Source organism: Nocardioides imazamoxiresistens (assembly GCF_032378595.1).
GTDB classification, from domain to species: domain Bacteria; phylum Actinomycetota; class Actinomycetes; order Propionibacteriales; family Nocardioidaceae; genus Nocardioides; species Nocardioides imazamoxiresistens.
On record NZ_JAVYII010000001.1, the window covers coordinates 65904 to 86327 of the forward strand.

21 protein-coding genes are annotated in these 20424 nt (G+C 74.1%); 12 read left to right on the forward strand and 9 right to left on the reverse strand.

Annotated features, from left to right (window positions below; translation table 11 throughout):
• Positions 1-3 precede the first annotated feature (3 nt).
• Genes RDV89_RS00365 through RDV89_RS00380 form a run of 4 tightly spaced genes read left to right on the forward strand, consistent with a single transcriptional unit; the run spans position 4 to position 4902 of the window.
• Positions 4-825: a MurR/RpiR family transcriptional regulator gene (locus RDV89_RS00365; protein WP_315730462.1), complete on the forward strand. Its 822-nt coding sequence runs from the start codon at positions 4-6 to the stop codon at positions 823-825.
• Positions 825-1649: an FAD binding domain-containing protein gene (locus RDV89_RS00370; RefSeq protein WP_315730463.1), complete on the forward strand. Its 825-nt coding sequence runs from the start codon at positions 825-827 to the stop codon at positions 1647-1649. Before RDV89_RS00365 ends, RDV89_RS00370 begins: the two co-directional genes overlap by 1 nt.
• The gene (locus RDV89_RS00375; RefSeq protein WP_315730464.1) at positions 1646-4432 is read left to right on the forward strand and encodes a molybdopterin-dependent oxidoreductase; all 2787 of its coding nucleotides are present in this window, start codon (positions 1646-1648) and stop codon (positions 4430-4432) included. The genes RDV89_RS00370 and RDV89_RS00375 overlap by 4 nt, the downstream gene beginning before the upstream one ends.
• A complete protein-coding gene (locus tag RDV89_RS00380) occupies positions 4429-4902 on the forward strand; it encodes a nucleoside deaminase (protein ID WP_315730465.1) in 474 nt (157 codons plus the stop codon). Before RDV89_RS00375 ends, RDV89_RS00380 begins: the two co-directional genes overlap by 4 nt.
• 62 nt (positions 4903-4964) lie before the next feature.
• Here RDV89_RS00380 and RDV89_RS00385 read toward each other — a convergent pair whose 3' ends face one another.
• From RDV89_RS00385 to RDV89_RS00400, 4 genes are read right to left on the reverse strand one after another with little or no spacing between them, the layout of a single operon-like run.
• On the reverse strand, positions 4965-5837 hold the full coding sequence (locus RDV89_RS00385; protein ID WP_315730466.1) for an ABC transporter permease: 873 nt from the start codon (positions 5835-5837) through the stop codon (positions 4965-4967).
• On the reverse strand, positions 5834-6643 hold the full coding sequence (locus tag RDV89_RS00390) for an ABC transporter permease (protein WP_315730467.1): 810 nt from the start codon (positions 6641-6643) through the stop codon (positions 5834-5836). The genes RDV89_RS00385 and RDV89_RS00390 overlap by 4 nt, the downstream gene beginning before the upstream one ends.
• 3 nt (positions 6644-6646) lie before the next feature.
• On the reverse strand, positions 6647-7483 hold the full coding sequence (locus RDV89_RS00395) for an ABC transporter ATP-binding protein (RefSeq protein WP_315730468.1): 837 nt from the start codon (positions 7481-7483) through the stop codon (positions 6647-6649).
• A gap of 2 nt (positions 7484-7485) precedes the next feature.
• Positions 7486-8592 (reverse strand): ABC transporter substrate-binding protein, encoded by a 1107-nt coding sequence (locus RDV89_RS00400; RefSeq protein ID WP_315730469.1) that lies wholly within the window; start codon positions 8590-8592, stop codon positions 7486-7488.
• A gap of 199 nt (positions 8593-8791) precedes the next feature.
• Here RDV89_RS00400 and RDV89_RS00405 point away from each other — a divergent pair, with 199 nt between their 5' ends.
• On the forward strand, positions 8792-9877 hold the full coding sequence (locus RDV89_RS00405; protein ID WP_315730470.1) for a DNA recombination protein RmuC: 1086 nt from the start codon (positions 8792-8794) through the stop codon (positions 9875-9877).
• A gap of 22 nt (positions 9878-9899) precedes the next feature.
• The gene (locus tag RDV89_RS00410) at positions 9900-10295 is read left to right on the forward strand and encodes a DUF6542 domain-containing protein (RefSeq protein ID WP_315730471.1); all 396 of its coding nucleotides are present in this window, start codon (positions 9900-9902) and stop codon (positions 10293-10295) included.
• Positions 10296-10313: 18 nt separating this feature from the next.
• On the opposite strand, the gene RDV89_RS00415 is transcribed toward RDV89_RS00410, so the two are convergent.
• The 3 genes from RDV89_RS00415 to RDV89_RS00425 all read right to left on the reverse strand — a co-directional run bounded on the left by RDV89_RS00415 (position 10314) and on the right by RDV89_RS00425 (position 13482).
• A complete protein-coding gene (locus RDV89_RS00415) occupies positions 10314-11693 on the reverse strand; it encodes a uracil-xanthine permease family protein (RefSeq protein WP_315730472.1) in 1380 nt (459 codons plus the stop codon).
• Between the two features lie 160 nt (positions 11694-11853).
• Complete coding sequence (locus RDV89_RS00420) at positions 11854-12477, reverse strand: L-threonylcarbamoyladenylate synthase (RefSeq protein WP_315730473.1); 624 nt, start codon at positions 12475-12477, stop codon at positions 11854-11856.
• A 3-nt stretch (positions 12478-12480) separates the two neighbouring features.
• Positions 12481-13482, reverse strand: a complete 1002-nt coding sequence (locus RDV89_RS00425; protein ID WP_315730474.1) for a 4-hydroxy-3-methylbut-2-enyl diphosphate reductase — start codon at positions 13480-13482, stop codon at positions 12481-12483.
• 66 nt (positions 13483-13548) lie between these two features.
• Between RDV89_RS00425 and xseA the strand changes: the two genes are divergently transcribed.
• Together xseA and RDV89_RS00435 are read left to right on the forward strand one after the other, a co-directional pair.
• Entirely contained in the window at positions 13549-14841 is a 1293-nt protein-coding gene (gene xseA, locus RDV89_RS00430; RefSeq protein ID WP_315730475.1) for an exodeoxyribonuclease VII large subunit, read from the forward strand.
• Positions 14834-15049, forward strand: a complete 216-nt coding sequence (locus RDV89_RS00435) for an exodeoxyribonuclease VII small subunit (protein WP_315730476.1) — start codon at positions 14834-14836, stop codon at positions 15047-15049. The genes xseA and RDV89_RS00435 overlap by 8 nt, the downstream gene beginning before the upstream one ends.
• A 26-nt stretch (positions 15050-15075) precedes the next feature.
• Here the strand turns inward: RDV89_RS00435 and RDV89_RS00440 are convergent, their stop codons facing one another.
• Together RDV89_RS00440 and RDV89_RS00445 are read right to left on the reverse strand one after the other, a co-directional pair.
• On the reverse strand, positions 15076-16176 hold the full coding sequence (locus RDV89_RS00440; protein WP_315730477.1) for a glycerophosphodiester phosphodiesterase family protein: 1101 nt from the start codon (positions 16174-16176) through the stop codon (positions 15076-15078).
• A gap of 92 nt (positions 16177-16268) precedes the next feature.
• Positions 16269-16865 carry a hypothetical protein gene (locus RDV89_RS00445; protein WP_315730478.1) on the reverse strand — a complete coding sequence of 199 codons (597 nt, stop codon included), beginning with the start codon at positions 16863-16865 and terminating at the stop codon, positions 16269-16271.
• Between the two features lie 133 nt (positions 16866-16998).
• Here RDV89_RS00445 and RDV89_RS00450 point away from each other — a divergent pair, with 133 nt between their 5' ends.
• From RDV89_RS00450 to RDV89_RS00465, 4 genes are read left to right on the forward strand one after another with little or no spacing between them, the layout of a single operon-like run.
• On the forward strand, positions 16999-17412 hold the full coding sequence (locus RDV89_RS00450) for a MerR family transcriptional regulator (protein WP_315730479.1): 414 nt from the start codon (positions 16999-17001) through the stop codon (positions 17410-17412).
• On the forward strand, positions 17409-18422 hold the full coding sequence (locus RDV89_RS00455) for an aldo/keto reductase (protein ID WP_315730480.1): 1014 nt from the start codon (positions 17409-17411) through the stop codon (positions 18420-18422). Before RDV89_RS00450 ends, RDV89_RS00455 begins: the two co-directional genes overlap by 4 nt.
• 50 nt (positions 18423-18472) lie before the next feature.
• On the forward strand, positions 18473-19300 hold the full coding sequence (locus RDV89_RS00460; protein WP_315730481.1) for a hypothetical protein: 828 nt from the start codon (positions 18473-18475) through the stop codon (positions 19298-19300).
• A 45-nt stretch (positions 19301-19345) separates the two neighbouring features.
• On the forward strand, positions 19346-20392 hold the full coding sequence (locus tag RDV89_RS00465) for an LLM class F420-dependent oxidoreductase (protein WP_315730482.1): 1047 nt from the start codon (positions 19346-19348) through the stop codon (positions 20390-20392).
• Positions 20393-20424: the final 32 nt, after the last annotated feature.

Consider the following 20424-nt stretch of genomic DNA (forward strand, 5'->3'; position numbering starts at 1 on the left):
GCGATGGGCCTGCGCATCGACGAGCGGATCGCCAGCCGCCGCACCGCGCTGTCGCCGCAGGAGCGGCGCGCGGCCGAGACCCTCATCGAGCACCTCGACGACCTCGCGACCTACCGCGCCGCCGAGCTCGCCGACCTCGCGGGCGTCTCCAAGGCGACGATGAGCCGGCTGTTCCGCAGCCTCGGCTACGCCGACTTCGACGAGGTGCGCGAGGACCTCCGCGCCCTGCGCGCCACCGGCGAGCCCCGCCAGACGGACGCGCCGGCCAGCCTGCCCGCGTACGCCCGCGCCGAGGCCGCCGCGGTGTCCGTCGCGCTGTCCTCCCCCGCGATCGGCGACGCGGTGGCCGCGATCGCCTCCGCCCGGCGCGTCCTGGTCGTCGGCTGGCGCAACAGCCACGCCGTCGCCCTGCACCTGCGCCAGCAGCTGGCCCAGGCCCGCGAGGACGTCCGGCTCGCGCCCGCGCCCGGCCAGGTCCTGGGCGAGGAGCTGGCCGACCTCGCCGACGGCGACACCGTCGTCGTGCTGGGGTTCCGCCGCCGCCCGGCCGGGTTCGCCGCCTTCGTCACCGAGGCCGCCCGCACCGGGGCCCGGGTCGTGCTCGTCGGCGACCCGACCGCCGCCGAGCACGCGCGCCGCGCCGGACCCGCCGGGATCTGGCTCGAGTGCCCCGTCGCCACCGAGATCGCCTTCGACTCCTACGCCGCGGCGATGAGCCTCGTCGCGGTGCTGGCCGACGGCGTCCTGACCGCGCGCGGTCCGCGCGGACGCGCCCGGGTGACCGGGATCAGCACGGCCTACGTCGCGCTGCGGGAGGTGGAGTGATGGACCTGGCCGAGCTCACCGGCGTGCGCGTGGCCCGCACCGAGGCCGACCTGGCGCTGGCGCCGGGCGAGGCGTACCTCGGCGGCGGGTCCTGGCTCTACTCCACCCCGCAGCCCCACGTGACCCGCCTCGTCGACCTCGCCGGCCTCGGCTGGGCCCCCGTCGAGGAGAGGGCGGACGGCGGCGTCCGCATCGCCGGCACCTGCACCGTCGCCGAGCTGGTGGCCGCCGCGGCCGGCTGGGCGCCCGTCCGCGCCGACGCCGCCGCCCTCGTGCGGGACTGCGCGGAGGCGTTCCTGATGTCGGCGAAGGTCTGGCGGGTCGCGACCGTCGGCGGCAACCTCTGCCTCGCCCTGCCCGCGGGCGCCATGATCTCGCTGGCCGTGGCGCTGGAGGCGACCGTCGAGCTCGTCGGGCCTGCAGGCACCCGCCAGCTGCCCGCCGTCGACCTCGTCACCGGGCCCGGCGCCACGCGGCGCGCGCCGGACGAGGTGCTGCGCGCCGTCGACGTCGAGCCCGCGGCCCTGACCGCGCGCTACGCCCTGCGCCGGATGTCGCTGGCGCCCGCCGGCCGGTCCTCCGCCGTGGTCGTCGCGCGTCGCGACGAGCGCGACGGGTGCCACCTCTCGCTCACCGCCGCCGTCCCGCGCCCGGTCGTGCTGCGCCTGCCCGGCCGGCCCGACGCCGCCGCGGCGCGGGCCGCGGTGCGCGACCTGACGGACTGGTACGCCGACCCCCACGGCCCCGCGGACTGGCGGGCCGCCGTGAGCGAGGAGCTCGCCGTCGCGGCGCTCGCCGCCGTCGCTCCCGGGGAGGCCGCGTGATCGAGGTCAACGGCACCCCGGTCGACGCCGGCGACGCCCATCCCGGCCAGTGCCTGCGCACGTTCCTGCGCGACACGGGGCACCTCGACGTCAAGAAGGGCTGCGACGCGGGCGACTGCGGGGCCTGCAGCGTGCTCGTCGACGGGGTCGCCACCCACTCCTGCCTCTACCCGCTCCACCGCGCGGAGGGCCGGAGCGTGCGCACCGCCGCCGGACTCGGCACGCCCGACGAGCCCCACCCGGTGCAGCGCGCCTTCGCGCGGGCCGCCGGCTTCCAGTGCGGCTTCTGCACGGCGGGCTACGTGGTCACCGCCGCCGCAATGGCCGACGCGGACGGCACCGTGCCGGGCGCCGACGACCCGGCCCGCGCCGACGAGGTCGCCCGTGCCTTCAAGGGCAACCTGTGCCGCTGCACCGGCTACCGCTCCATCCGCGACGCGCTGGCCGGGCGCACGAACGTCGAGGACGCGGGGTGCGGGCGCCTCGGCACCTCCCTCCCGGCGCCCGCCGCGGCCCGGGTCGTCACCGGGCGCGAGGCGTACACCCTCGACCTGCCGGGCGCCGACGTCCTCCACGTCGCGCTGGTGCAGAGCACCCAGGCGCACGCGCGGGTGCTGGAGGTCGACACCGCCCGGGCGCTCGCGGTGCCCGGCGTCCTGCTCGTCCTCACGCACCGCGACGTGCCCGCGACCCTGTTCTCCACCGGTCGTCACCAGAGCCGGCTCGACGACCCCGACGACACCCGGATGCTCGACGACGTCGTCCGCTTCGTCGGGCAGCGGGTCGCCGCCGTCGTGGCCGAGACCCCGCAGGCGGCCGCGGCCGCCGCGCGGCTGGTGGACGTCGCGTACGCCCCGCTGCCCGCCGTGCTCGACCCCGAGCTGGCCCGCGCGCCGGGCGCGCCGCTGCTGCACGGTGAGAAGGACCCGGCCGCCTCCCGGATCAGCGACCCGGCCCGCAACGTCGTCGCCCAGACCCACGGCGAGGTCGGCGACGTCGCCGCCGGGCTCGCCGCCGCCGCGCACGTCGTGCGCGGCACCTGGCGCACCGCGCGCGTGAACCACGCCGCCCTCGAGACCCACGGGGCCCGAGCCTGGGTCGAGGACGACGGCACTCTGGTCGTGCGCACCAGCACGCAGGTGCCGTTCCTCGTGCGCGACGAGCTCGCCCGCCTGCTCGAGCGCGAGCCCGCCAGCGTCCGTGTGGTCGCCGCCCGCGTGGGCGGCGGTTTCGGCGGCAAGCAGGAGATGCTGGTCGAGGACCTCGTCGCGCTGGTCGCGGTGCGGCTGGCGGATCAGGGCGTACGCCGCCCGGTCCAGCTCGAGCTGACCCGCGAGCAGCAGTTCACGATGGTGCCGTGCCGCCACCCGATGCGCGTGGAGGTGACGCTGGGCGCGGACGCCGACGGCGTGCTCACCGCTCTGGCGCTCGACGTGCTCTCCGACACCGGCGCCTACGGCAACCACGGGCCCGGGGTGATGTTCCACGGCTGCCACGAGTCGGTCGCGCTCTACCGCTGCGCCAACAAGCGCGTCGACGCCGAGGCCGTCTACACCAACCACGTGCCGTCGGGGGCGTTCCGTGGCTACGGCCTCGGACAGGTCGTCTTCGGCATCGAGTCGGCGCTCGACGAGCTGGCCCGGGAGGTCGGGATCAGCGCGGTCGAGATCCGGCGCCGCAACGTGGTCGTGCCGGGCGACGACTTCGTCGTCAACGGCCCCGCCGACGCCGACCTCGTCTTCGGCAGCTACGGCCTCGACCAGTGCCTCGACCTCGTCGAGTCCCACCTCGCGTCGACCCGCGCGGAGGCCCCCGGCCTGCCCGACGTGCCCGGCCTGCCCGACGTGCCCGGGGGCTGGCGGGTCGGCGAGGGCGTCGCGGCCGCGATGATCGCGACCATCCCGCCGCGCGGGCACCACAGCGAGGCCGCCGTGACCCTCACCCCGGACGGTGACGTCACCGTCGCCGTCGGCACCGCCGAGTTCGGCAACGGCACCGCCACGGTCCACACCCAGCTCGTCGCGTCGCTGCTGGGAGTGGCCCCCGAGCGGGTACGCCTGCTCGCCTCCGACACCGCGACCTCGGGCTACGACACCGGCGCCTACGGCTCGACGGGATCGGTCGTGGCGGGCGCCGCGGTCGACCGCGCGGCCCGCGCGGTGCGGACGCGCCTGGCCGCCGTCGACGGCGACTGGACCCGGCTGGACGGGCCGGTGACCTGCCACGGGTCGAGCGACGGGTCCCCGCGCTCGGTGGCGTTCAACGTGCACGGCGTGCGCGTCGCGGTCGCACCCGCCACCGGCGAGGTGCGGGTGCTGGCCTCCGTGCAGGGCGTGGACGCCGCCGTCGTGCTCAACCCCGAGCAGCTGCGCGGACAGGTCGAGGGCGGCGTCGCGCAGGCCTTCGGCGGCGCCCTGCTCGAGGAGGTCGCGACCGGCCCCGACGGCGCCGTGACCACTGCCTCCTTCCGGGACTACCGGGTGCCGCAGATGGCGGACGTACCTGCCACCACGGTCCTGTTCGCCGACACCGTCGACCGTCTCGGGCCCGCCGGCGCGAAGTCGATGAGCGAGGCGCCCTACAACCCCGTCGCCCCGGCCGTCGCGAACGCGGTGCGCGACGCGCTCGGCGTGCGCCCGCACGAGCTGCCGATGAGCCGGGACCGCGTGTGGCGCCTCGCCCGCTCGGCCGGGTCCCCCGCCGACCCGGCCACCACCAGCAGCACGACAAGTCCGACCAGTCGGACCAGCCCGACCACCCCGATCCCCGAGGAGCACCGATGACCGACGAGGACGCCCGCTGGCTGGCGACCGCGATCGAGCTGGCCACCCGCAACGTCGCGGAGGGCGGCGGCCCGTTCGGCGCCGTCGTCGTGCGCGACGGGCTGCTGGTGGCGACCGGGCAGAACCGCGTCACCCGCGACAACGACCCGACCGCCCACGCCGAGGTCCAGGCGATCCGCGCGGCGTGCCGCGAGCTCGACGACTTCTCCCTGGCCGGGCACGTGCTCTACACCTCGTGCGAGCCGTGCCCGCTGTGCGTCTCCGCGTCGCTGTGGGCCCGGCTGGACCGCGTCGTCTACGCCGCCGACCGCGACGACGCCGCCCGCGGCGGCTTCGACGACCGCGCGTTCTACGAGGTGCTGGCGACGCCGCGGGAGTCGTGGACGACCCGCGTGGACGCCCTGCGCCCCGCGGACGCCGCCGCGCCCTTCGACGCCTGGCTCGCCAAAGTCGATCGCGCCGCCTACTGACCCCCGCGGGGGTGCGGCCCGGGTGCGGCTCGCAGCATGGTCACGGAACGATCACGGAACGGTCACGACCCGCGCTGGCTCATCCCCATCTCGGCGAGCACCAGGTTCTCGACCAGCAGCACGAGGTTGTAGAGCACGAGCGTCACGAGGGTGATGATCGCGACGCACGCCCACAGGTTGTCGAACTGCGCGGCGGCGTTGAACTTCACGATGTTGCCGCCGATGCCCTTGCCGGTCGAGAGCCACTCGGCGAGCAGCGCACCGGTCACGGCGCCCGGCACCGACACCCGGGCGGCGGCGAAGAGCGAGGGCAGGGCGCCGGGCACGGCGACCTTCAGCAGCGCCGCCAGGTTGCCGCCGCCGTAGACGCGGACCAGGTCCACGCTCTGCGGGTTGGCCTGGCTCAGCCCGAACAGCACCGAGGCCAGCGCGGGGAACAGCACCACGATGGTGCCGATGACGGCGACGGACTCGGGCGTGCCCCGTCCGGTCAGCAACATGATCACCGGTGCGATGGACACGAGCGGGACGCTGCGCAGCAGCAGCGCGAGCGGCATGACGCCCGCCTCGACGGTCTTCGACAGGGTGAACGCCATGGCGAGCGCGACGGCGATCGCCATCCCGACGACGAACCCGAGCGCGGCGTCCTTCAGCGTCACCGTCACGAGCGGCAGCAGCACCGCGCGCCGCTCCGCCGCCGTCGCGAACGCGTCCGGCTCGGTGACGAACAGGTGGTTCCACACGTCGAGCGGCCCCTTGGCCACGAACGGCGAGATGCCGCCGAGGCTGACGACGCCCTGCCACAGCGCCAGCACGATCGCCAGGGTCACGACCGCGTTCAGCAGCGCTCGGGCGACGGAGCGGCCAGCGGTGCGCAGTCCTTCCGCGCGCACCTCCCGCCGGATCTCCGCGACTCCGGCCACGCCCGCGCTCATCCGGCGCTCCGTCCGGAGACCCACGGCGTCACGAGCCGGGACACGAGGCCGAGGGCGGCGTAGCCGGCCATCGCGACCAGCGCGCACAGGAGGAACACGGCCCACACCCGTTCGGAGTCGAGGTTGCCCTGCAACCGGATCAGCATGATCCCGACGCTGCGGTCGGTGGCGCCCATGTACTCCCCCAGCACGGCGCCGAGGAAGGCGGTGGGCACCGCGATCTGCAGGGCGTTGAGGATCGCGGGGAGCGCGGCCACGAGGCGTACCTTCCGCAGCTGTGCGACGCGCCCGCCGCCGTAGACGGCGACCACGTCCAGCGACGCCGCGTCCGCGGCCTTGAAGCCCAGCAGGGCGCCGACGACCGTCGTGAAGAAGACGCTCAGCGCGGCGAGGAAGATGGCCGTCGTCGACGGGTCGCCGGGCTGCTCCGCCCCGCCGAGCACGACGATCGAGATGCCGCCGACCGCGACCAGCGGCAGGCAGTAGCTGACGACCGCCACCTGCGTCACCACGGTCTCGATGCGCGGCGCGACCAGCACCGTGGAGGCCAGCGCCAGCGCCAGCAGGTTGCCCCACAGGAAGCCCCAGGCGGCCTCGGTGATGGTGACGGAGAAGAACGACCAGTACGCCCCGAGGCCGTCGTCGACGAGCGTGCCCAGGACCGCGAACGGCGAGGGGACGGGGGTGAACGTCGTGCCCGCGTCGGGGGTGAACGCCGTGACCGAGAGCAGCCACCAGCCGCCGACGAGCACGACGGTGCCCACGACGCCGGCGACCCAGCCCGGAACGGTGCGCGTCGCGGCCACGGCTCAGCGCCCCCCGGCGGCGGACCCGACCGCCGGGCCGGTGCCGAAGAGGATCTCGGAGGCCCGGTCGACCAGCGCGTGGAACTCGGGCGTGCGCATCATCTCGGGCGTGCGGGGCCGCGTTAGGTCGACGTCGATGACCTCGCGGACCCGACCTGGGCGGGCGGACATCACGGCCACCTGGTCGGACAGGAAGATCGCCTCGGAGATGCCGTGCGTGACGAGCAGGGTCGTGGCGGGCTTCTCGGTCCAGATCCGCAGCAGCTCGAGGTTGAGGTTCTGCCGCGTCATGTCGTCGAGCGCGCCGAACGGCTCGTCGAGCAGCAGCACCGACGGCTTGAGCACGAGCGCGCGGGCGATCGAGACCCGCTGCCGCATGCCGCCGGAGAGCTGCGCCGGCTTGGCCTTCTCGAAGCCCCGCAGGCCGACGAGGTCGACGAGCTCCGCGACGTAGTCGTCGTCGACCTTGCGCCCCGCCACCTCGAACGGCAGCCGGATGTTCTTCTCGACGCTGCGCCACGGCAGCAGCGCGTGGTCCTGGAAGGCGATCCCGAGCTCCGAGCCGCGCCGCAGCTCGCGAGGGGTGCGCCCGTCGACGAGCGCCTCGCCCGCGGTCGGGGTCTCCAGGCCGGCGAGGATGCGCAGGATCGTCGACTTGCCGCAGCCCGACGGCCCCAGCAGCGCGAGGAACGACCCCTGCTCGGTGTGCAGCTCGGTCTCCGACAGCGCGACGGTGGAGCGCCCGCGAGCGCCCTTGAAGGTCTTGCTCAGTCCGGTGATCTGGATGCCGGTGCCCGGCGTGGGCGGGGCACCGGCACCCAGGTTGTCGTGGAGCGTCATGGTTACGGGAGGTACGCCTTCAGCTCGGGGTTCTCCTCGTAGATCTCGTCGATGATCGACGTGTCGAAGAGGCGGTCGACCTCGACGTCCCAGCCGGCGCCGGCGAGCGAGGCGACGGTCTGCTCCTTGAGGTCGTCGGAGATGGTGAACAGGCCGGCCTCCTCGGTCTCCTCGGTGGAGATGAGCTCCTTGGTGGCCTCGAGGGCGAGCCCGGTCTTCTCCGGGTCGAGCGCGCCGAACACCGACTCCAGGCCGTCGCTGTTGTCGGAGGCGGCCTGGTTGTAGTAGTCCACGACCAGCTCGACGGAGGCGTCGGTCGGCTCGTTGAACACGTCGGTCCAGCCCTGGATCTCCGCGGTCAGGAACGCCTTGAGCAGCTCGCGGTTCTCCGAGAGGTACTGGTCGGTGACCGAGAACGTCTCCGCCACGAACGGCACGCCATTCTCGGCGTACGGCAGGTTCGTGATCTCGTAGCCGGCGAGCTCGACGGTCAGCGCCTCGTTGGTCAGGTACGCCATGAAGCCGTCGACCTGGCCGTCCATCAGGGGCGTCGGGTCGAAGTCGACCGGGACGATCTCGACGTCGTCCTCGGAGAGCCCGTTCGCCGACAGGAGCGCACGGAAGACGCTGGCGTTGGAGTCCTGCACGCCGATGCGCTTGCCGACCAGGTCGTCGGGCGTGGCGATGTTCCCGCCGTCGGCCAGCGACAGGATGGTGAACGGGTTCTTCTGGAAGGTGGCGCCGATGATCTTCAGCGGCGCGTCCTGCTCGGCGATGGCGGCGCCGATGGAGGCGGCGTCGCTGAGCGCGACCTCGACCTCCCCGCTCAGCAGCTTCGCCACCCCGGTGTCGGGGCCGGAGATGCCGTTGACCTGGTCGAACCCGGCGTCCTCGTAGTAGCCGTTCTCGTAGGCGTAGAACTCGCCCGTGAACTCCTCGTTCTTGATCCAGGAGTACTGCACGTCGATGGTGCCGAAGCCGTCGGCGGCGGAGGCGGGCTCGTCGCCCCCGCAGGCGGCGAGGCTGCCGGCGAGCGCGACGGCGGCCGCAGCGGCCAGGACCGGACGTCGGCGGGCGCTGAGCCGCCGGAATCGGGTGGAGAGCGACATGGGGGGCCTTTCCGCGGGGACTCGGGTCGAGACGCGAAGTTACGGTCGTCGCGTTTCGGCTCCTCGCCCCACGGTTTCGGGCCCGTAACAACTGTTTCCGGATTTCCGGGCGGCTGGCACGTTCCGCTCAAGGGGTCCGCACGAGGACGTCCGGCGATCCTCGGCCGAACTGTCGGTGCCGGTCTCCATGCTGGTCGCCATGGACGTCACCCAGACCGCGACCGTGGTGCTGCTGCTCGCCGTCGGGGCCGCCGTCGGCTGGTGGGTCGGCGTGCTGTGGGCCCGTGGCCGCCCCGCCCAGGGCGCCGCGGCGCTGGACTCGCAGCGCCTCACCGACGGCATCGACCGCCTCGGCGACCAGCTCGCCGACCTGCACCACGACCGGGCGGTGTGGCAGGGCGAGCTGGCCGCGCAGGTCGAGGCGATGAGCCGCCAGACCGGCGACCTGCAGCGCGAGACGCACGCCCTCTCGACGGCGCTGCGGCGACCGACCGTCCGCGGCCGCTGGGGCGAGCTGCACCTGCGCCGGGCCTGCGAGCTGGCCGGCATGGTCCAGCACTGCGACTTCACCGAGCAGACGCCGCTCGCCGACGGCGACCTGCGGCCCGACCTGGTCGTGCAGCTGGCGGGCGGTCGCTCGGTCGTCGTCGACGCCAAGGTCCCGCTCGACGGGTTCCTCGACGCCGCCGAGCGCGGCGAGGCCGAGCACCGCGAGCACCTCGCGCGCCACGCCCGCCAGGTCCGCGCGCACGTCGACGTCCTCGGGGCGAAGCGCTACTGGGCGGCCCTGGCGAGCTCTCCCGAGTTCGTCGTGCTGTTCCTGCCGGGCGAGGCCTTCCTGTCGGCCGCACTGGAGGCGGACCCGGGGCTGCTCGAGCACGCGTCGACCCGCAAGGTCGTGCTGGCCACGCCGACCACGCTGATCGCGCTGCTGCGCACGGTCGCCCACGGCTGGCGCCACGAGGCGCTGGCCGACCGGGCCCGGGAGATCGAGCAGACCGGGCGCGAGCTGCACCTGCGCCTCGGCACCTGGAGCGAGCACCTCGACCAGCTGGGCCGCTCGCTGGGCGCTGCCACGCGGCACTACAACAGCGCGGTCGGCTCGCTCGAGTCACGCGTCCTCGTCTCCGCCCGTCGGTTGGCCGAGCTGGGCGTCACCGACGCCGAGCTGCCCGGGCCGCGCACGGTCACCGACCTCCCCCGGGCCGTCGAACGTGGCGTCGAACGTGGCGTCGAACGTGGCGAGGGCCCGCACGCCCCCGGCGCGTCGGCGCGGGGGGCGTGAGGATCGCTCCTATCCTGCGGGCGTGAGCCTGCTCGAGGCAGCGGTGGCGGCGCCCCGCACCGAGCCCGGACACCGCCTGGTGCTCCTGGGCTCCCTCGGGGTGCTCGGCATCGTCGGGCTGGACCTGCTGCTCGGTGGCGACATCGGCCTGTTCTTCGACCTCTGCTTCGTGGTGCTGTGCCTGCTGCTGGCCGTGCGGGCCGACCGCGGCGCGTTCTTCACGGTCGCGATGCTGCCGCCCGTGCTGCTCGTCGTCAGCTTCGGACTCGTCGCGGCGACCGTGCCCGGTGCGCTCGCCCGCCCGGAGGACCAGCTGGTCCAGGCCCTCGTCACCGGCGTCACCACCCACGCGGTCGGCCTGGCGGCGGGGTACGTGCTGTGCCTGGCCACCCTGGGCCTGCGGATGCTCGACGACTGACGACCGGCTCGGCGCCCGTCAGCCCGTGCGCGGGACGTCGACGTCCAGCTCGCCCTCCACCTCCGGGTCGGCCGGCCGGGCGAGGTTGAGCAGCACGGCGATCAGCGCCGCCGGCACGATCCCCGAGGTCAGCAGCACCTCCAGCGACTCGGGCATCTTCCGCACCGAGTCGGGCACCGCCGCGATGCCCTGCCCCACGCCGATCGAGACGGCGATGACGAGCATGTCGTGGCGGTCCAGGGCCGTCTCGGCGAGCAGCTTGATGCCGGCGCCCAGCAGCATGCCGAACATGGCGACCGCGGCGCCGCCGATCACGGCCGACGGCATCACCGCGATGATCGTGGCCAGCTTGGGGAACAGGCCGAGCACGATGAGGAAACCGGCGCCGATCGAGACGACGTGCCGGCTCATCACGCCGGTGAAGGCGACCAGCCCGACGTTCTGGCCGAACGAGGTGTTCGGCAGCGCGCTGAACAGCGCGGCGATGCCGGTCGCGACGCCGTCGGCGACCACGCCGCCCTGCAGCTCCTTGTCGGTCACCTCGCGGCCCGCGCCGCTCTTGGTGAGGGCCGAGAGGTCGCCGATCGTCTCCACCGAGGTGGCGATCGCCATGGCGCCCATCGCCACGAACGCGGCCGCCGGGAAGTCGAGGCCGAACTCCAACGGGGTGGGGACCGAGAACCAGTCGGCGTCGGCGACCTCCTGCAGGCGCACCTTGTCGAGCGGGATCGCCACGAGGTAGCCCAGGACCAGGCTGATCAGCACGGCGGAGGCGCTCAGCACGCCACGGCCGAACCGGTAGAGCACGAGCATCACGACGAGCACCAGCGTGGCCAGCCCGAGGTTGGTCCACGAGCCGAAGTCCGGAGCGCCGTTGCCGCCGGCGTACAACGCCATCCCCGTGGGCAGCAAGCCGATCCCGATGACCAGCACGACGATGCCGCTGACCAGCGGCGGGAAGAGGTGCTTGAGCCACTTGAGCGAGAAGCCGAGCGTGGTCTGCACGAGGGCGGCGAAGAGCGCGCCGCCGAAGACGGCGCCGAGGCCGTACTCCTGCGCCAGCGGGATCGAGACGACGAGGAAGCCGAAGCTGGTGCCCTGCACCACCGGGAGCCGGGCGCCGACCGGCCCGACACCGACGGTCTGCAGGAGCGTGGTGAGGCCGGCGACGAGCAGCGCCACCTGCACGAGGAAGGCGGTCTCGCCGGTCGTCGCGCCGATGGCGGTGGCCAGCACGATCGGGATGGTGACGTTGCTGGCCATCATCACCAGGACGTGCTGCACCCCGAGCAGCGTCGCCTGTCCGAGCGGCGGCATCTCGTCGATGTCGTAGCGCGCCTTGACGGCGTCGTTCCTGCTCGACGGCGGCGGCGCGCTCGTCGTGTCCTCGTGCTCCACCGTGGCCCCCCGGGCGTTCGATGCGGATGGTCGCCACATCGTCACGGCTTCGCTTGGTCACCCACCACGTCAACAAGTGACACGGGTCACAGCGCTTCCTCGGTGCCTCCTGCCGGTGACGTCACCGGCCGCGCGACGGCATCGTCGTGCGTCGGGGCGCTCAGGCCTCGAAGCGTCCCGGGTCGCCCGCGCCGTGGCGTACCACCTCGGGCACGTCCTCCGACCAGTCGACGACGGTCGTCGGGACGGCGGGCGTCTCGCCCGCCTCGATCACGATGTCGACCACCGCGTCGAGGTCCTCCTTGACCTCCCAGCCGATCGTGCGCGGCTCGGTCTCGCCGGGGAGGATCAGGCTGCTGGTCAGCATCGGCTCGCCGAGCTCGGCGAGCAGGGCGCCGACGACCACGTGCTCGGGGATCCGCACGCCGACCGTCTTCTTCTTCGGGTGCATCAGCTGCTTCGGCACCTCGCGGGTGGCGGGCAGGATGAACGTGTACGGACCGGGCGTCGCCGAGCGCACGGCGCGGAACGCGTGGTTCGAGACGTGCACGAACTGGCCGAGCTGGGAGAAGTCGGCGCACATCAGCGTGAAGTGGTGCTTGTCGTCGAGGTCGCGGATCCGCAGGATCCGGTCCTTGCCGTCACGGTTGCCGAGGCGGCAGCCCAGCGCGTACCCCGAGTCGGTCGGGTACGCGATGAGCGCGTCGTCGCGCAGCGCCTCGACGACCTGTGCCACGAGGCGCGGCTGCGGGTCGACGGGGTGGATGTCGAGGAAGCGGGCCACGGCTCAGGACCTGCCCGCGGCCTTGAGGTCGCGACGCAGCTCCGGCGGGAGCGCGAAGATCAGCGACTCCTCGGCGGTCTGCACGGCGCGCGCGTCGGGGTAGCCGCGGTCGGCGAGGAAGCCGAGGACGCCCTCCACCAGGTCCTCCGGGACGGAGGCGCCGGAGGTGACGCTGACGGTCTCCACGCCCTCCAGCCACTCCTCCTGGATCTCCGAGGCGTCGTCGACGCGGTAGGACGCCTTGGCGCCCGCCTCGAGCGCCACCTCGACGAGCCGCACGGAGTTCGACGAGTTGCCGGAGCCCACGACGATGACGAGGTCGGCGTCGCGGCCGATCTCCTTGACCGCCACCTGGCGGTTCTGCGTGGCGTAGCAGATGTCGTCGCTCGGCGGGTCCTCGAGCTGGGGGAACTTCTCACGCAGGCGGCGCACCGTCTCCATGGTCTCGTCGACGCTGAGCGTGGTCTGCGAGAGCCAGGACAGCTTCGTGCCCTCGGGGAACTCGAGGTCGTCCACGTCGTCGGGGGTCTCGACCAGGGTGATGTGGTCGGGCGCCTCGCCGGCGGTGCCCTCGACCTCCTCGTGGCCCTCGTGGCCGATGAGGAGGATCCGGTAGCCGTCGCTCGCGAAGCGGCGCGCCTCGTGGTGGACCTTGGTGACCAGCGGGCAGGTGGCGTCGATGGTCTTGAGCGAGCGCTCGGCCGCCTCCGCGTGCACCATCGGCGAGACGCCGTGGGCGGAGAAGACGACGGTGGAGCCCTCGGGGATCTCCTCGATCTCCTCGACGAAGATCGCGCCGCGCTCCTCCAGCGTGCTCACGACGTGCTTGTTGTGCACGATCTGCTTGCGCACGTAGACGGGCGCGCCGTAGAGGTCGAGCGCCTTCTCGACGGTGATGACGGCACGGTCCACGCCCGCGCAGTAGCCGCGGGGCGCCGCGAGCAGGACCGCCCGCTCGGCGTCGTCGCGGGGCAGGACACGCGGCGTTCCCAGGTCGGTGCTCATGGGTCGATCCTAGGCGAGGAACCCTGGGCCGCCCGAACCGTCGGTGCGCTGTCCTAGGCTCGCGCCGTGGCCCTGGAGACCTCCCCCGAGCAGCCGGCACCGGTCCGGCAGATCGCGAACGCGGTCGCGGGCTGGATCGACCGTCTCGGCGCGGTCTGGGTCGAGGGGCAGATCGCGCAGGTCAACCGCCGCCCGGGCGTGCAGACCGTGTTCATGACGCTGCGCGACACCGTGGCCGACCTGTCGGTGACGCTGACCTGCTCCCGCACGCTCTTCGACGGCCTCAACCCGCCGCTGGTGGAGGGCGCCAGCGTGCTGGTGCACGCCAAGCCGTCCTACTACGCCAACCGCGGCTCGTTCTCGCTCTACGCCCGCGACATCCGCATGGTCGGGCTGGGCGAGCTGCTGGCGCGCCTGGAGCGTCGTCGCCAGCTCCTCGCCGCCGAGGGCCTCTTCGCCCGGGAGCTCAAGCGTCCGCTGCCGTTCCTGCCCGGGGTGGTCGGCCTCGTGACCGCGCCCGGCTCCGCCGCCGAGCGCGACGTCCTGGAGGTCGCCCGCCGGCGCTGGCCGGCGGTGCGCTTCGAGGTCGCGCACGCCGCCATGCAGGGCCCGCGCAGCGCGCTCGAGGTGATCGAGGCCGTCGAGCGGCTCGACCGCGACGCCCGGGTCGACGTCATCGTGGTGGCCCGCGGCGGCGGGTCCGTGGAGGACCTGCTGCCGTTCTCCGACGAGGGCCTCGTCCGGGCCGTGCACGCGGTCCGCACGCCCGTCGTCTCCGCGATCGGGCACGAGCCCGACGCTCCGCTGCTCGACCTGGTGGCCGACTGGCGCGCGGCGACCCCGACCGACGCGGCGAAGCGCGTCGTGCCGGACGTCGTCGAGGAGCTGCGCAACGTGGGCCACGCCCTGGACCGCGCCCGTCGGGTCGTCGCGCACACCGTCGCCCGCGAGCAGGCCGGCCTGGACGCCCTGCGCTCACGCCCGGCCCTGGCCGACCCCCGCAACCTGCTGGCCGCCCGCCGCGACGAGGTCGGCGCCCTGCGCGACCGGGCGCGGGTGACGCTGCGCCACCGGCTCGACCGGGCCGTCGACGACGTCGAGCACCGTCGCGCCCGCGCCGAGGCGCTGTCGCCGCTGGCGACCCTGCGGCGGGGGTACGCGGTGGTCCAGGCCGCCGACGGCTCCGTCCTGACGAGCGTGGACCAGACGGCGGCCGGGGTCGCGCTGACCGTTCGGGTCGCGGACGGCCGCGTGCACGTGACGACCGACGAGGTCGAGCGCGATCCCGTCCGTGGCGCCCCGAGCGCCCCGAGCGCCCCGACCGCCCCGAGCAGCACCCAGGAGGAGACCGATGACTGAGGCGACGACCGCGTCGATGTCGTACGAGAAGGCGCGCGACGAGCTCGTCGACGTCGTGCGGCGCCTCGAGGGCGGAGGCACGACGCTGGAGGAGTCCCTGGCGCTGTGGGAGCGCGCCGAGGAGCTGGCCCGCACGTGCCAGACGTGGCTCGACGGCGCCCGCGAGCGGCTCGACAAGGCGCTCGAGGCCGACGCGGACGAGGACTGAGCGGCCGGCGTCGGCCGCGACCGACCTCAGCCGCGAGCGGCGACCGCGGCGATCGCGACCTCCGGGTGGTCGGTGGTGACGCCGTCCACGCCGGCGTCGAGGAAGGCGTGGACCTCCGCGGCGAGGTCGCCGTGGGCGGCCGGGTCGGGGTCGGCGCTGCGCAGGTCCGCGGGCAGGAACCGGTTCTCCGCCCGCAGGGTCCAGACCTGGACGGTCAGCCACCGGCGGTGCGCCTCGCGCACCAGCGAGGTCGGCTCCCCCAGCTCGCCGTCGGGCCCCGGCGGCAGCACGAGGGACCTCGCGACGCCGATGCCGTCGGCGTACCGCTCGACGTGGTCCAGGCCGGCTGGCGAGGCGAGGTCGCCGTAGGTCGTCGCGGCCCCCGCCACCAGGGCGTCGGGCGGCTGGCGGTCGAGGCGGTCGAGCAGCTGGACGACCTGCACCCGCGCTCGGGTGGCGAGCCGGCGCAGCACGGCGGTCTCGAACGACATCAGGGTGACGCGCGCCCGCGGGTGGTCGAGGTCGTGGCGGCGCAGGTCGGCCAGCAGCGCCGACTCGTAGTCCAGGCCGCGGCGGCGCGCGTGCTCGACGTGCTTGAGCTCGAGCATGACGCCGACGGCACGCCCGCGGCGCACCGACTCGGCCTCGACCATGGCGAGCACCTCGGTCAGCGTCGGCACGCCCTCACGACCGTCGTGCGCGGCGGAGCCGGGTCGCAGCTCGGGGAAGCGCTCGCGGGCGGTGAGCAGCTTGATCTCCGGGAGGGTGAGGTCCTCGGCGAACCAGCCCTCGTGCACGACGCCGTCGACGTCGCGGCGGGTGCGCAGCGCGGCGAGCTCGGGGCGCGTGGCCACGTCGGTCGTCAGGCTCAGCTCGTTCTCGTGCCGGGCGACGAGCACGCCGTCGGCGGTGCAGACGAGGTCGAGCTCGATGTCGTCGACGCCGGCGCGGATCGCGGTGCGGTAGGCGTCGAGGGTGTGCTCGGGGCGCACGCCCGAGGCGCCGCGGTGGGCCGTCACCCCGGGGGTGACGACGAGGCTGGAGGTGCGCCGGCGGGTGCGTGACGGCAGCGCGGAGGTGCGCTGCCCGGGATCGGCGACGGGGTCGGCGAGGAGTGGAGCGGCCACGACCTCGACGGCACCAGCCGCACGCGGACACCGCGCCACGTCCAGGTGACGACGAGGTGACGGGTGCGCGTCGAGTGACCCGACGCCGCCGGTCAGTCGGCGGTGCCGGTCTCCGGGTCGTCCGACGCCTCGGCCTGCTCCTGCTCGGCCTGCTCCTGCGCGGCCCGGAAGACCGCGAGCGTCTCGTAGCCCGCGCTCGTCAGCTCCCACAGGCCGGGGCCTGCGGAGCCGACGAGACCGGCGTCGACCAGCGCCCGACGCTCCTTGAGCGCGACGGTGCGCCAGCGCACCTCACCGCTGGGGCCGATACCGAGGTCGTCGCGCTGCAGGACGTCGGCCATCCGACGACCGACCTCCTCGAGCGCGAGGTCGCGCTCGAGGCGGCCGTCGTGGTCGGCCAGCGTCGCGAGCAGGTAGGGCCGGAACGCGCCCTGCGGCGTCCGGCCGGGGCGTACCACCGGGGCCCGACGCACCGGCGCCGGCGCGGGGGTGCCGGGCACCCGTCGTGCGGACACGGGGGTACGCGTCGTGCGCGGCGCCGCACCGGTCGTGCCGCTCGTGCCGGTCGTCGCACGGGTCCGCACGCGCTCCAGCGGCGGCGTCTCGGCCGGCGGGGGCGGCTTGGGCGCCCCGTGGGGGCAGCTCACCAGGGACATCTCGCAGAACTCGCACCACTTGTCCGCGCTCACGCCCCGCAGCCTAGGCGCTGACGGGGTCGCCGTTCCAAGCGGACAGCGACGTCGCGCGCGTCACCACCGCCGCCGTGCCACCGCGGCCGGAGGCTCTTGACTTCGAGCACGCTCGAAGATGCACACTGCGCGGATGTCGACCTACTCCATCGCCGAGGCCGCCGACGCGAGCGGGCTCACCCCGCACACGCTGCGCTACTACGAGCGCGACGGGCTGATGCTGCGCGAGGTCGAGCGGGCCGGGTCCGGGCACCGGCGCTACTCCGACGCGGACCTGCAGTGGATCCACCTGCTCACCTGCCTGCGCGCGACCGGCATGCCGATCCGCGAGATGAGGCGGTACGCCGAGATGGTGCGCGCCGACGACGGCAACGAGCAGGACCGCCTCGAGATGCTGCGCGCGCACCGACGGGTGGTGCTGGCGCAGCTGGCCGAGATCACCGAGCACCTCGGGGCGATCGACCGCAAGATCGGCATCTACGTCGACCGGGTCGAGGCGCGGGGGTTGACTTCGAGCGCGCTCGAAGGCGTTGACTCTCCCGCATGACCACCACGACGACACTCGGCACCGCGTCCCCGCTGACCGTCTCGGCCCTGGGCCTGGGCTGCATGGGGATGAGCGACTTCTACGGCACCCGCGACGAGGCGGAGGCGACCCGCACCATCCACCGGGCACTCGACCTCGGCGTGACCTTCCTGGACACGGCCGACATGTACGGCCCCTTCACCAACGAGCGCCTCGTCGGCGCCGCCCTCGCCTCCGCCCCCGGCGGGCGCGACGCGGTCCAGCTGGCCACCAAGTTCGGCAACGAGCGCACCCCCGACGGCGGCTTCGTCGGCGTCAACGGTCGCCCGGAGTACGTCCGGTCCGCCTGCGACGCGTCCCTGCAGCGCCTGGGCGTCGACGTGATCGACCTCTACTACCAGCACCGCGTCGACTTCACCGTCCCGATCGAGGAGACCGTCGGCGCGATGAAGGAGCTCGTCGAGGCGGGCAAGGTGCGCCACCTCGGCCTCTCGGAGGCGTCCGCGGACACGATCCGGCGGGCCCACGCGGTGCACCCGGTGACGGCCGTGCAGACCGAGTACTCCCTGTTCACCCGCGACCTCGAGGACACCGTCTGGCCCGTGCTCGCCGAGCTCGGGATCGGCCTGGTGCCTTACTCCCCGCTCGGCCGCGGCCTGCTCACCGGCGCCATCGCCGGCGCCGGCGACCTGAGCGCCGACGACTCGCGCCGCAGCGGCCGCTTCCCCCGCTTCGAGGGCGAGGCGCTCGACGCGAACCTGGTGCTCGTCTCCCGGGTCCAGGAGCTCGCCGCGCGCCTCGGGCGTACGCCCGGACAGCTCGCCCTGGCCTGGGTCCTGGCCCGCTCCGGGCGCGACGGCGTCGGGGTCGCACCGATCCCCGGCACCAAGCGGGTGCGCTACCTCGAGGAGAACGTGGGCGCGCTCGACGTCTCGCTGAGCGAGGACGATCTGGCCGCGCTGGAGGCGGCCGTGCCGCGCGAGGCGGTGGCCGGCGCGCGCTACGGCGACATGTCCACGATCGACGGCTGAGCCGTCCTGCGTCACGAGGGCCGTCACCGTCCGTTGCCTAGGATCGGAGAATGACGGCCCTCGTGATCGTCCTGGTCCTCCTCGCGGCGCTCGGCGTCGCAGCGGTGCTCGCCACGCGGCGCCGGCAGGCGCTGCAGCAGAGCGAGGAGCAGGAGGCGCTGCGCAAGGTCACCCGCGTCGCGGACGAGGACGTCACCCGGTTCGGCGAGGAGCTCCAGGACCTCCACATCGAGACCCTCACGACCGAGATCGACCCGGGCATGCGCCAGGACTACCAGCGCGCCCTGGACTCCTACGAGAGCGCCAAGGAGCTCCTGGCCGAGGCCCGGCAGCCCGACGACGTCAAGGAGGTCACGCGGGCGCTGGAGGACGGCCGCTACGCGATGGCCTGCGTGCTCGCCCGGCAGGAGGGCGTACCGCTCCCGCAGCGACGCGCCCCCTGCTTCTTCAACGCGGCCCACGGTCCGTCGGTGCAGGACGTCGAGTGGGCGCCGCCCGGCGGCGTGTCCCGCGAGGTGCCCGTCTGCGCGGCCGACGCCGACCGCGTCGCCCAGGGCGCCGAGCCCGACACCCGCATGGTCAAGGACGGCAACCGGATGGTGCCCTGGTACGACGGCGGGCCCGCCTACCGTCCCTACGCCGACGGCTACTACGGCCTGGCCGTCATGAACGGCCTGTTCCCCGCCTTCTTCCTCGGCGCGATGATGTCCGGCGGAATGGCCTTCGGCGACACCAGCGGAGGCGATCCCTCCGGCGGCGGCGACGGCGGCGCCGGCGGTGGGGACGGCGGCGACTTCGGCGGCGACGGAGGCGGGGACTTCGGCGGTGGCGACTTCGGCGGTGGCGACTTCGGCGGCGGGGACTTCGGCGGCTTCTGAGCCCCGTCCTTGTCACCGTGACAGTCCTGCTGTCAGGGTGAGCGCATGACGCTGCGCATCGCCACCCAGCTCCAGTACGCCGGCAACCCCCGCGACGCGGCCGACCAGGTCGGTGCGCTCGAGCGGGCGGGCCTCGACTCGGTCTGGGTCGCCGAGGCGTACGGCTTCGACTCCCCCACCCTGATGGGCTACCTGGCCGCGAAGACCGAGACGGTGAAGATCGGCTCGGCCATCCTCAACATCTTCTCGCGCACCCCCGGCGCCCTGCTGCAGACCGCGGCCGGCCTCGACAACGTCAGCGGCGGCCGCGCCATCCTGGGCCTCGGCGCGTCGGGGCCGCAGGTGATCGAGGGCTTCCACGGCGTGCCGTACGCGAAGCCGTTGGGGCGCACCCGCGAGGTCGTCGAGATCATCCGCGCCGGCCTGCGCCGCGAGCCGCTGCAGTCCGACGGCATCTTCCAGCTGCCGCTCGACAAGGAGCACGGGGCCGTGACCGGCCTCGGCAAGCCGCTGAAGCTCCTGACGCGGCCCGAGCGCAGCTCGATCCCGATCTGGATCGCCGCGCTCGGCCCGAAGAACGTGGAGCACACGGCGGAGTACGCCGACGGCTGGATCCCCCACCTGTTCCACCCGGAGAAGGCGGCCGACGTGTGGGGCGAGTCGCTCGCCGCCGGAGCCGCGAAGCGACCGGCCGACCTCGGCCCGCTGCAGGTGATGGCCGGCGGCATGCTCGCGTTCGGCGAGGGCCCCGAGACCAAGGCGCTGCTCGACCTCGCCCGCCCCCTGTTCGCCCTCTACGTGGGCGGCATGGGCGCGAAGGGCCGCAACTTCTACAACGACGTCGCCAAGGCGTACGGCTACGAGGAGGAGGCGGAGAAGATCCAGGACCTCTACCTCGAGGGCAAGAAGGACGAGGCCGCCGCGCTCGTGCCGACGGAGTGGCTGGAGGCCGCGAACCTCGTCGGCCCCGAGTCGTACGTCAAGGAGCGCCTCGCCGCCTTCGAGGCCGCCGGCGTCACCGACATCAACGTCATCCCCGCCTCCGACGACCCCGTCGCCACCGTCGCGCGGCTGCGCGACCTCATCGGCTGAGCCCCTCCGGACTACCCGGTGAACCGGGTAAC

Excerpts from the sequence above, each read along its gene's own strand:
- RDV89_RS00365 (WP_315730462.1), top strand. The coding sequence starts at position 4 with ATGGGCCTGCGCATCGACGAGCGGATCGCCAGCCGCCGCACCGCGCTG.
- RDV89_RS00370 (WP_315730463.1), top strand. The coding sequence starts at position 825 with ATGGACCTGGCCGAGCTCACCGGCGTGCGCGTGGCCCGCACCGAGGCC.
- RDV89_RS00380 (WP_315730465.1), top strand. The coding sequence starts at position 4,429 with ATGACCGACGAGGACGCCCGCTGGCTGGCGACCGCGATCGAGCTGGCC.
- RDV89_RS00385 (WP_315730466.1), bottom strand. The coding sequence starts at position 5,837 with ATGAGCGCGGGCGTGGCCGGAGTCGCGGAGATCCGGCGGGAGGTGCGC.
- RDV89_RS00395 (WP_315730468.1), bottom strand. The coding sequence starts at position 7,483 with ATGACGCTCCACGACAACCTGGGTGCCGGTGCCCCGCCCACGCCGGGC.
- RDV89_RS00400 (WP_315730469.1), bottom strand. The coding sequence starts at position 8,592 with ATGTCGCTCTCCACCCGATTCCGGCGGCTCAGCGCCCGCCGACGTCCG.
- RDV89_RS00405 (WP_315730470.1), top strand. The coding sequence starts at position 8,792 with ATGGACGTCACCCAGACCGCGACCGTGGTGCTGCTGCTCGCCGTCGGG.
- RDV89_RS00425 (WP_315730474.1), bottom strand. The coding sequence starts at position 13,482 with ATGAGCACCGACCTGGGAACGCCGCGTGTCCTGCCCCGCGACGACGCC.
- RDV89_RS00435 (WP_315730476.1), top strand. The coding sequence starts at position 14,834 with ATGACTGAGGCGACGACCGCGTCGATGTCGTACGAGAAGGCGCGCGAC.
- RDV89_RS00450 (WP_315730479.1), top strand. The coding sequence starts at position 16,999 with ATGTCGACCTACTCCATCGCCGAGGCCGCCGACGCGAGCGGGCTCACC.
- RDV89_RS00455 (WP_315730480.1), top strand. The coding sequence starts at position 17,409 with ATGACCACCACGACGACACTCGGCACCGCGTCCCCGCTGACCGTCTCG.
- RDV89_RS00460 (WP_315730481.1), top strand. The coding sequence starts at position 18,473 with ATGACGGCCCTCGTGATCGTCCTGGTCCTCCTCGCGGCGCTCGGCGTC.
- RDV89_RS00465 (WP_315730482.1), top strand. The coding sequence starts at position 19,346 with ATGACGCTGCGCATCGCCACCCAGCTCCAGTACGCCGGCAACCCCCGC.